Below are 10,159 nucleotides of genomic sequence, written 5' to 3' on the forward strand. Positions count from 1 at the left end.
CGTTCCGGCGAAAGTGCCCGCTCGGCACCGCAAGCCTTGGCCCTCGCCATTACTGAGCCGCAGCGTACGCGCAGCCGGTCGGCCGGCGCGACGAGGGCGAGGCATGATTCTTGGATCGTGCCCCTGACTTTTAGGGGCACTCCACACGGGAAGAGATCTGCTAAGTTGTTGAACTTCGGGATGGAATGGTGGGCGCACAAGGGATCGAACCTTGGACCTCTCCTGTGTGAAGTATGGCTGGCGGCTGCGGCGTACAAATAGCGCGGATCGCAATCCTTTTGCGCGAGGTTGCATGACGGCGGCGCCGAATATGCGCCCCTTTTCGAATTTGCGTTGAACTCCCGGCCTTCCAACCATCATCGTTTAGGGCGTAAGAGCGAAACTCGCGACCGCCAACATGAACTGCCTCATGCGAAGGATTGGATGAGATATCGTAGGTTTGGCTGGTGTGTGGAAAGGCGGTAGCGCTCCAGTGACTCGAACCCCCGACGTGCGCCTGGACAGAAGCCCTTGGAACCCGAACTGGCTGGCTTCACGTCACGCTGCCTGCCGAATGCTTTCTTGCTCCTCGCCGGGATTGGTTGGCTTCGATCGGAATTTGCTCACAGCTCTTCGACTTGCCCGATGACCAAGCCAATCGATCAGAGCTCCCTGTTCTGTGCGCAACCTGCCGAGTGCGGAAAGCACGACGGTACTGATAGTTTGTTGCTGGCTGCGCAGATGGTCTTCAACTAGCTTGTGTCGAGTGACATAGCCTGCATTCACTCCAGGGATTGAATGGTTCATCAGGAGCTTGGCGTCGAATTCGGAAACGCCAGCAGCGGTGGCAAGCGTCCGAAATGTTTGACGAAGGTCATTGCCCCATTTTGACAAGATTTCTCGGTCCTCCTTGGTTTCCGCCAGGTGTCCGGAGGCGCTCTCAGCTGGGAATAACCATTCTTGCGCCTGAGTCGGATGCATTTGCCGAACCGAAGCACTCGAATGAGGCTTAGATAAATTCGAAAGCGGCACGCTGTATCGGTAAATTGCGAACAACCGGTGATTCGCACCGACGAAAGCGACGGGCCAAGAGGCGAACTTCCGCGTGTAAACGAGCGCCCCCGACGCGCTCTTGTGTCAGCTTCGAGTGACGCGAGTTCGCATCGAGAGGCTAGTTCCACCGGTCGCCGTCGTGCCCGATCCGTTGCAAGCCCCGCGATCGGTGCGCGTTCATTGACGTTGCTGGTGCAGCAGCTCCGCAACACGTTCATCTGCGCGACGCAGGCGGCGACAGAGCTCGCGGTTAACATTTTGAAGCACTATGACATAGGCGGGCATGTCAGCCTTATAACAGGCGTACAGGTTCTTGGCTGTCAGCTCGTAGAGCACGGCTGGCGTCGTTGCCATGACCGTGGCCGATCGATTTTGCATTTGGATCAGGGTCATCTCGCCAAAGAAATCCCCTGGCCCGAGATCAGCCGTGTGAATGAGCTCGCCTGAATGTCCTTGCCTGCGTACCTCAAGCTCTCCTGAATGGACGACAAACATCGAACGTCCGGGATCGCCTTCAGCGACAATGATCTGGCCTGCCTGAACCCTGCGCTCGACCAACATGGAGAGCAACAAGTCGAGACTCGTATCTGAAAGGCCACCGAAAAAAGGTGTCGCGAGCAAGAACGCTTTCAGATCGGGCGAGCTGACAGCCATCAGGATACTATACGCCGCTGCTTCAGCCGCAATCAATGCATCTTTCCGGCACGGCTTGCGCGCAGCCGAAAATGAAGGAGGCCGCCGAACGAGGCGACCTCCAATTGCAGCTTGAAAGAACTAGCTCAGAACGGCGGCTGCCCAGGCCCCGAGCCCGGGCCAAACGGGCCGCGCAGATTGCCGGGGCCCTGCAAACCGCCAGCGATGAAGCCGCCGACCCACAGGACGGCGTCTTTGATGGCGCCGCCGATGGCGCGGAAGGCGTCGCCGAGCCAGTTGCCGCCGACGACGGATTCAAGTTCCGCATCGTTCAGTTCGATGATTTCAGGTTTTGCATGTTCCAGGTTCAGCATGTTGGTCGCTCCTCGTCAGATGATGTGTTGATGAAAACGCTAAAACGTCTGGTCCTCAGCGATGGAAGATGCCACCAGGCAACCAGGGGTTCGGCCCGGCCGGTTGATGGGTCGTGATCTTTCCATCCACAATCCAGGGACCAATGCAGCCTCCATCGTTGATGAAGCCACCGCACACGGACTCCAATTCACGGTCGTCCAGCTCTTTGCAGTCGCGATTGCTGCGCTCAATCATTTCTGTCTCCCGCTTGCCAACGAGGGGCCATCCCCTCTCATCTGGTGGTCGCAGGAGTAGCGCGGGCGGTTTGTTTAGGCTGTGATACCCATCACAGAGGCAAGCGGCTGCTTTTCTTCCGCGAAATGAGAACCGGTTTCGCAACTGCACTGCGGTTCCAGAGCCTGTAGATATGACCGGGGGTGCGGAACGCACGATTTGGGCTAGCCTCTGACGCCTAACCGGGCTTGAGCTGTTTCTCGGCGCGAATGGATCGGGGGTACCGCGATTAAAGCAACTGCCGTTGTGCAAACGCCGAAAAAGCACCGGCGGCGGCGGTCAACTCCTCGAACGCGCCGCTTTCGACGATCTTGCCGTCGACCAGCACGATGATCCGATCCGCCCTCTTCACGGTGCTCAGCCGGTGAGCGATGACGATCCGAGTAACATTCAAATTTTCCAAGGCATCGCTAACGATGGCTTGGGATCGATTGTCGAGCGAGCTCGTCGCCTCGTCGAACAGCAGGACGCGCGGGCGTCGCGCGATGGCGCGCGCGATCATGATGCGCTGACGTTGTCCTCCTGAAAGCGTACTGACGCCTTCGGATATCTGGGTCAGCATGCCCATCGGCATGGCCTTGATGTCCTCTTCAATGCCGGCGAGCCGGGCGGCTTCCCAGACCTGATCGAGCGGCAGCCGAAGTCCGCCAGAGATATTCTCGTAGATGCTCCCGTTAGCCAGCCTGGCGCTCTGCAAGACGACACCAAGCTGGCGCCGCAAGGCGCTCGCATCCAGCGTCTCGATCGATTTTCCGTCGTAGAACACCGCGCCCGAATCCGGCCGCTCGAACCCCAGCAGCAGCCGGAACAGGGATGATTTGCCGCTTCCGGATGGACCGACGAGCGCGACGTATTCGCCCGGCGCGATCTTCAATGTGACGTTGTCGAGCACCAGAGGGCCGTTCGACAGATACCGGAATGACACGCGCGCAAGCTCGATCGAGCCGGACAGTTCTCCCGGCGCCTTGCGCTCGTCTGAAATCTCCGTCGGGCTCGCGATCAGAGGCCGCAACCGGAGCAGCGGCGGTATTGCGATCAGCGCCTCACTCACACCGCTCGCCCAGGAGCCGACGGCCCCCATCGATTGCCCGAAGGCGGAAAAGAACGCGAAGAATGTGCCGAGATCCGTGAGCAGGTTGCTGTTCGAATAGGATGCGTAGGCAAAAATGATCAGTGTCGCGAGGGTTGGAAAGGCCGTCTCGAATGCGCCGAGGCCGTTGCCAGCAACTTGCGAGGAGACAAAATACTGCTTTTGGGTCGCGAACTGCTTCGACCAAATTCCGAGCGCGCGCCCGGTCGCTCCCGACACGCGCAACTTGCCGACACCCATCAGCAACTGGAGGACGAATCCGCTGACCTTGCCCTGCTGATTGAAGTGCTTGTTCTCGTAATAGAGCCGGAGCAGGTTAGTGAAAATGATGGCGGCCGCCCTGACGAATGTCAGCCCAATCGCGAGCAAGGCCAGCTTCGGGCTGTAGTAGACCATCAAGCCGAGGCTGAAGATACAGAACAGGCCTGCGATCATGCCGCGCAACGCGTGGCCGGTTAGGGCACGCCGCGCGGCGTCGATGCCCATCGCGCGGTCGACCAGCTCACCCGCCGTGAATTCCCGGAAGATCGCGGTGGGCAATCTGAGCAGGCGATCGATCAACGCCGACTGCAATCGCAAGTCGATCGTCGCTTCCATGCGGAGCATGACAAGCCCCTGCATTACTTGGACGCTGGCTGCCGCCAGTGCCGTCAGGCCAAGCGCGAGAGCGCAGAAGACGAGCTGGTCGAGCTCCGATCTCGGGATGATCGAGCTGATCAGCAGGTTGGTGACAAAGGGAGTCACCAGCGACAGAAGCCCGATCACAACGACCGCCAATGCGATGCGCAGACCGCTGCCACGCGCATAGCGTAGGGCAAATTCAAGAAGATCCCTAAACCTCAGGGAGCGCGACGGCAGCGGCGGATAGAACATCGCCGCCTCCGGAGCGATCTGCGTCGCCACGGCGCGATCGACCGGCCGACGCGCTTTCGTCAGCGGATCGATCATGATGTAGCCGCGGCGCGGCTCGTAGACCAGGGCGACCGGGTCGCGCTTCTCGCCGAACCAGCCGACCAGTGGGCCGGCATCGGTTCGCCACCAGCGCGATCGCAGCAGAACCTGCCGCAGCCGAAGACGGGCATCGAGCGCGATTTGCGTCAGGCCAGCGAATTCCTGCCGGCTGCCGTCGATCCGACCGGAGACCGCAATAGGCGTGCGCATCGCGCTTCCGACAAGCTGGCAGGCGCCGGCCAGCCGGTCGGAATACGATGCATCGACCGCGTCATGATCAAAGCGCCGCCCGATGATGCCGGACAGGCGGTCGAAGGCTTCCATGGACTGCGACGCCGCGAGAGCATTCCGGCTCACCAGACGCTCGCTCTCGGCGAGCCTCTCATCCTCCAAAATGCGCTGGACGCAGGCGACGAAGCTCTGGTGGAGCTGATCGATTGCCGGCCAGACCGACGCCGGCGCAACGCTGGTTGCGGTCACGCCGCAGCCTTCCGGACCCGCCTCGACCCACAAGCCCGAGGTGAGCGGCAGCGGCCGGCTTCCGGCCGCATAAGAAGGGGCGACGCCCATCAGTCTGAGGTCGCCGCGCTCCACCGTCAGCCAGAGCAGCCCGCGCATGGGTCCCCGGGCGCATTCGTTCGGGGAAAATCGGGCTTCGCCCTCCGGCAACTCGGCCATCTGCCAGTGCGGCGCAGGTCCTGCGACGAAGCGCGCCAACCGTTCGATCCAGCGCGTGGCTTGAGCTGCCGACCTCAGATCCGACCTGGATCGCGCTGACGCGCGCGTGCCGTCGGTGCCGACTGCGATGAAGCTGACGCCGCGTCCTGCAGACGCCGCGAGCGCCGGGAGATCGGGGACAACGTCGCCGCTTTCGATTCGAAACAGATGGTGTCTGCTTCCGTATTCGCCATCGTCGACGTCGACAGCGAAGATGTCGAGATGACCGGCGACAACCTCCAGCACATGGCCGTGGTGATCGAGCAGGACGGGCCTCCGACCATCGAGCACCATGTCGACCGGAAGCTCCGCCGAGACGAGGCTCGCGCCCGACACAATGCTTTCAGCCGAACGGGTCATTCCTGGGACACCAGCCTTGCGTATTCGCCGTCGAGGGCGAGGAGGCTCTCGTGCGTCCCTCGCTCGACAATCTTGCCTTGCCGCAACACGATGATCTCGTCGCAATCCCTGATCGTGCTCAGACGATGCGCGATGATGATACAGGTGCAGCCGGATCGGCGCAGATTATCGTCGATCGTCTTCTCCGTGACCGGATCGAGCGCTGCCGTGGCCTCATCGAGAACGATGACGGAAGGGCGGCCGACGAGAGCGCGCGCGATCTCGATGCGCTGACGCTGCCCGCCGCTGAAATTCGTTCCACCCTCGCTGACGTAAGTATCGTAATTGCCGGCCCTGATGGCGATCTCACCCTGGATCTGCCCGTCTTGCAGCGCCCTGGTCAGATCGACATCCGGCGTCGTCCGGTCCCAGAGCGTGAGATTGTCTCGCACCGTGCCCTCGAACAGGAAGATATCCTGGTCCACATAGGCTACGGAGTTGGCGAGGATTTCGGGCGGCACGTCCCCAAGCGGGGCTCCGTCGATCAGGATCTCCCCGGACCACGGCCTGTTGAGGCCGCAAATCAGGCGGCCAAGCGTCGATTTGCCACTTCCGGACGCGCCGACAATCGCCACCCGCGATCCCGGGCTGATGGCAATCGAAAGGTCGGAGATCAGCGGAGGCTCGAGCAGCGAATAGCCGAATTGTACATTCCTCAGTTCGACGCGTCCGGCGAGCTTGGCGGGGAAACGCTTTTCGGATCCGCCAGCCTTCGGCTTGTCGCCGAGCGGATAGTTGTAGACGTCTTCGAGGCGGTCGAGCGCGCCCCGGATTAATTGAAAGCCGCTGGCCTGATTGACGAGCGCCGAAACGGGCTCCGAGAAGCTTGCCATCAGCGCCTGGAACGCCACGAGGCTGCCGAGCGTCAGCGAGCCTTCGATTACCCGCAAGCCTCCAAAGCTGAGGATCGCCATCATGGTCAATCCGGAGATCAGCGTCGGGATCATGTCGAGCATGATCGACGACGAGGCGAGGTCGCGCTCTGCATTGACAAGCTTGGCCTGAATGCCAGACCACTGCCTGAACGCCTCGTCCTCGAGGCCACTTGCCTTGATCGTCTCAATGCTCCTGACGATGCTGACCACCGCCCCCAGCGACTTTCCGCGTTCTTGCGAGAGCCCGCGGCTGAGATCCTCCCGGCGTCGGTGTGACAGGCGCAAGAACAGCACGTTGAGCAGCGACAAGGCAATACAGATCGCGGCAAGCCACAGATCGTAGACCGCCATGGCAAACGCAAAGAACACGACGGAGGTGAGGTTGAGCGCATTCGCAGCAATGCCGCCTGCAAGCAGTCGGGCAATCTGCTCGTTGGCCGCAACGCGCGTCGCGATATCGCCGGCGTGGCGCTGGGTGAAAAACTCGATCGGCAATGCCATCACCCGCCAGAGGAAGCGGCTGATCATGACCACCGACAGCTTCGTCTGCAGCCGCAGCAGCAGGGATTGCTGGAGCAACACCAGAATAGTTCGGATCAGTACGGTGGCGGCCATGCCGACCAGGAGGGGGCGCAGCCATCCATCCAAATGCTGGATCAGGATGTCGTCGATGAAGATCTTCGAAAAGCTCGCGGCCACGAGCCCCGGAAGAACCATGATGAAGCTGAGCAGGAGAAGCAGCCCGACAGCGGCCTTCGATCCGCGCAGCTCACGGACCAGCAGGCGCAGTCCGCCAGGCCTGCTTCCTTGCGCAACGAACCCGGCGGTCGGCTCCAAAACCAGTACGACGCCGGTGAAGCTCCTGTCGAGCTCGTCGAGACCGATGCGCCTTCGCCCAAAGGCCGGGTCGTTGATGTAGGCAAACTTTCCATCGAGGCCCTCGAGAACGACGAAATGATTGAGGTTCCAGTGGATGATGCAGGGCGTGGGCGTCGCGCGCAGGGTCGTGACCTCCTGCCGAAAGCCCTTGGCGGACAGGCCGAAGCGGCGCGCCGCCCTGACGACGTTGCTCGCCTTGCTGCCATCGCGCGATACACCGCATTCGACGCGCAACTGCTCGAGCGGCACCCACCGGCCATAATGCGCCAGCACCATGGCCAGACAGGCCGCGCCGCATTCCGCCGCTTCCATCTGCAAGACGGTGGGTGTCTTCTTGACCCCCGGAGCAGGCTTGGCAGGACTATCCATCGATCCCGGTCAGCCTCCTGATGAGAGGAACAACGAGATCCAGCGGACGCCGGTTTCGGGTGGTAATTTCGGCCTGGACGAGCGTGCCGCTGGTCAGATGAACCTCTGGTCCCTTGCCGACGGCCCATCGATAGCCGCTCGTCGTTGTCTCGTCCCGCTCCAGGGATACGGCAACGGCATAGGGCGCGCCGTCATGGGAGAACACTTTAACCAGCTGGTCGTTATGGAGCACTGCGGTCATGCCCTGCGGGGTGACGGGAAACTCCGACACGCTGGAGACGGTCCCGATCATCGTGCCGAACTCCTCGCGCTTGACAGTGCTGGGCGCGATGCGCACCTGCGAGCCCGGCTTGACGCTCTTGCCCTGCTCGGCGGGAATATAAACCACCGCCTCGAGCTTCGAGCCCTCGTCTTCAATCAGAACCACCGGGGTGCCGACGGCGAGCACCGAACCGGTCGATATCTTGATCTCAAGAACGCGCCCCGCGATCGGACTGAGAATCTGCGAATTGCGCCCCAGGGTTCCGGCGAGTGCCTGCATCTCGCGTCGCGCATTGTTGGCCGCGAACTCGGCCTGCTGCAATTCACGCTCCCGCTGGGTTTGGAGATCGGATTTCTGTGCGTGCAGCTTGAGGATCTCGTTTTGTGAGTCCATCCGGCGCTGCTGCGCCTCGGTCAACTCGAGACGGCGATCATCCAGCGTCTTCCGCGTGGTCAGCCCCTTGGCCATGAGCTGCTCGAGATTCTTCACGTCGATATCCAGCGACTGAACCCGCTGCCCGGTCGCTTCGATGACCTTGTTGAAGGCGGCCTCGAGCTTTTCGAAATTGGAGGCCTTGGCCGCGAGCTCCGACCTGACGTTAGCGGCCATGTCTTCATGCTCGCGCTGACGCTCCTTGTAAGTCTCCAGCGCATTTGCGTACTTCTGCTCGATGTCGGTCTGCGAGATCTGGGCAATCAACTGCCCGCGTTCGACATGATCGCCGACGGAAATGCTGAGCGAAGCGAGCCGTCCTTCCGCGGCAGAGACTGCATCGACGACGCGTCCGCTGCCGACCAGGATTCCCTGTCCCGACACGCGGGAAGGAATCCGGCCGTAGATCCCCCAGATCAGCGCCGCAACCAGTACGACCGTGACGACGGCGGCCAGGATCCAGTCGGCGGGCTTGGTGATCGCGACAAGATGGTCGAGTTCGTCTGGAGACGCCGCGCGCTGCAACGCGCTTGCACGAAAGATATGTTCGGGACCGTCGGTCACCTTCAAGTCTCCGCAAATGATTTCGGCACAACCACTTTCTGTTCGTCAAAAGATAACTTGGAACTTCCGGAGTAGGCTCCGATGATACATAGGAGCGAATTTTCCTACAACGGGTCGCGACCAATCCTGGCGTCTGAGGCGGGCGCTGGCGGAAATACGATTGAGCGATCTCTTGTGCGGCGCTAAGCTATCGCCGTTATGAGACGGGACTGCCGGCGGAGCCTTTGAGCGCGTCAATGATATCGCAACCGGATAGCGTGACACCTGCCGCGGCAGCTCGTGTGGTTGCAAATCGACTGGCGTTGCAATGCCTGGGGTTGCTGCTCGCGACGAAGATGTGCTTGGCCGGCATCCTCAGTCCCGCAGACCTGAAGCGAGTCGAAGACCTCAGGCCAATGTTCGCAGGCTTGATGGCGGACCTCGTCCAAACTTCCAAACGGACCGACATATCCGCTGCGGACGCAGATTGCGTTAGGGCCACGGTCAAAAATCTTGCGGAGATTTCTCAGGAGCTGTCCAGTTTCGAATATCTGATTACGATCGAGAAGGAATTGACGAGCGTTGGCGACAATGACCCAACCCGCGATGTGGTGAAATTTGCCATAGAGCAGTCGACCAATATTCTGACCAGCCAGCGCAGAAAGATCGCGCAACTTCCCGATCAGTGCGCGAGGTCAGCTCTGGCCATGGCCAAGTCCCAGCAAGCAGTGCAGGTTATCGACGCGACAACCGGGATCTTGAGTTCCATTCGTTCCCGGCTTTGAGGCGTCTGCGCGTTGACCGCGTTCTCTTCCGGAAGCGGATGCCTATTCGAGCCGACGGCCGCGCCAACGCGCCGCCCGTCCCCGCCGTGGTTCCTGTGATTCGAATCACAGTCTGAGCAAGCTGCCCGCGCTACTCCTGCGACCACCAGATGAGAGGGGATGGCCCCTCGTTGGCAAGCGGGAGACAGAAATGATTGAGCGCAGCAATCGCGACTGCAAAGAGCTGGACGACCGTGAATTGGAGTCCGTGTGCGGTGGCTTCATCAACGATGGAGGCTGCATTGGTCCCTGGATTGTGGATGGAAAGATCACGACCCATCAACCGGCCGGGCCGAACCCCTGGTTGCCTGGTGGCATCTTCCATCGCTGAGGACCAGACGTTTTAGCGTTTTCATCAACACATCATCTGACGAGGAGCGACCAACATGCTGAACCTGGAACATGCAAAACCTGAAATCATCGAACTGAACGATGCGGAACTTGAATCCGTCGTCGGCGGCAACTGGCTCGGCGACGCCTTCCGCGCCATCGGCGGCGCCATCAA

General features: G+C 61.1%; 9 protein-coding genes. 2 read left to right on the forward strand and 7 right to left on the reverse strand.

All coding sequences use genetic code 11. The features are described from left to right. Positions 1–537: 537 nt before the first annotated feature. The 7 genes from A5906_RS21860 to A5906_RS21885 form a co-directional block, all read right to left on the reverse strand. Positions 538–1,035, reverse strand: coding sequence for a site-specific integrase (locus A5906_RS21860; protein WP_430642408.1), 498 nt, complete (start codon positions 1,033–1,035; stop codon positions 538–540). Positions 1,036–1,209: 174 nt separating this feature from the next. Further along, positions 1,210–1,686, reverse strand: coding sequence for a cyclic nucleotide-binding domain-containing protein (locus tag A5906_RS21865; protein ID WP_080137392.1), 477 nt, complete (start codon positions 1,684–1,686; stop codon positions 1,210–1,212). Positions 1,687–1,811: 125 nt separating this feature from the next. Next, on the reverse strand, positions 1,812–2,039 hold the full coding sequence (locus tag A5906_RS21870; RefSeq protein WP_080137393.1) for a hypothetical protein: 228 nt from the start codon (positions 2,037–2,039) through the stop codon (positions 1,812–1,814). Between the two features lie 55 nt (positions 2,040–2,094). Then, positions 2,095–2,274: a hypothetical protein gene (locus tag A5906_RS41565; RefSeq protein WP_130364843.1), complete on the reverse strand. Its 180-nt coding sequence runs from the start codon at positions 2,272–2,274 to the stop codon at positions 2,095–2,097. A 268-nt stretch (positions 2,275–2,542) separates the two neighbouring features. Then, positions 2,543–5,032: an NHLP bacteriocin export ABC transporter permease/ATPase subunit gene (locus A5906_RS21875; RefSeq protein WP_245326844.1), complete on the reverse strand. Its 2,490-nt coding sequence runs from the start codon at positions 5,030–5,032 to the stop codon at positions 2,543–2,545. A 395-nt stretch (positions 5,033–5,427) separates the two neighbouring features. Continuing rightward, positions 5,428–7,593: an NHLP family bacteriocin export ABC transporter peptidase/permease/ATPase subunit gene (locus A5906_RS21880; protein WP_080137395.1), complete on the reverse strand. Its 2,166-nt coding sequence runs from the start codon at positions 7,591–7,593 to the stop codon at positions 5,428–5,430. Further along, the gene (locus A5906_RS21885; protein WP_080137401.1) at positions 7,586–8,851 is read right to left on the reverse strand and encodes an NHLP bacteriocin system secretion protein; all 1,266 of its coding nucleotides are present in this window, start codon (positions 8,849–8,851) and stop codon (positions 7,586–7,588) included. The genes A5906_RS21880 and A5906_RS21885 overlap by 8 nt, the downstream gene beginning before the upstream one ends. A 236-nt stretch (positions 8,852–9,087) precedes the next feature. Here A5906_RS21885 and A5906_RS21890 point away from each other — a divergent pair, with 236 nt between their 5' ends. Both A5906_RS21890 and A5906_RS41570 read left to right on the forward strand, forming a co-directional pair. Continuing rightward, the gene (locus A5906_RS21890; protein WP_080137396.1) at positions 9,088–9,615 is read left to right on the forward strand and encodes a hypothetical protein; all 528 of its coding nucleotides are present in this window, start codon (positions 9,088–9,090) and stop codon (positions 9,613–9,615) included. 190 nt (positions 9,616–9,805) lie between these two features. Beyond that, positions 9,806–9,985 carry a hypothetical protein gene (locus A5906_RS41570; protein WP_130364843.1) on the forward strand — a complete coding sequence of 60 codons (180 nt, stop codon included), beginning with the start codon at positions 9,806–9,808 and terminating at the stop codon, positions 9,983–9,985. Positions 9,986–10,159 lie beyond the last annotated feature (174 nt).

The sequence above is a fragment of the Bradyrhizobium sacchari genome, from assembly GCF_002068095.1.
GTDB classification, from domain to species: Bacteria; Pseudomonadota; Alphaproteobacteria; order Rhizobiales; family Xanthobacteraceae; genus Bradyrhizobium; species Bradyrhizobium sacchari.

What these genes read in the sequence shown, in the direction of transcription:
- A5906_RS21865 (WP_080137392.1), bottom strand. Translation starts at nt 1,686, where the DNA reads ATGGCTGTCAGCTCGCCCGATCTGAAAGCGTTCTTGCTCGCGACACCT.
- A5906_RS21890 (WP_080137396.1), top strand. Translation starts at nt 9,088, where the DNA reads ATGATATCGCAACCGGATAGCGTGACACCTGCCGCGGCAGCTCGTGTG.
- A5906_RS21875 (WP_245326844.1), bottom strand. Translation starts at nt 5,032, where the DNA reads ATGGCCGAGTTGCCGGAGGGCGAAGCCCGATTTTCCCCGAACGAATGC.
- A5906_RS21880 (WP_080137395.1), bottom strand. Translation starts at nt 7,593, where the DNA reads ATGGATAGTCCTGCCAAGCCTGCTCCGGGGGTCAAGAAGACACCCACC.
- A5906_RS21870 (WP_080137393.1), bottom strand. Translation starts at nt 2,039, where the DNA reads ATGCTGAACCTGGAACATGCAAAACCTGAAATCATCGAACTGAACGAT.
- A5906_RS41570 (WP_130364843.1), top strand. Translation starts at nt 9,806, where the DNA reads ATGATTGAGCGCAGCAATCGCGACTGCAAAGAGCTGGACGACCGTGAA.
- A5906_RS41565 (WP_130364843.1), bottom strand. Translation starts at nt 2,274, where the DNA reads ATGATTGAGCGCAGCAATCGCGACTGCAAAGAGCTGGACGACCGTGAA.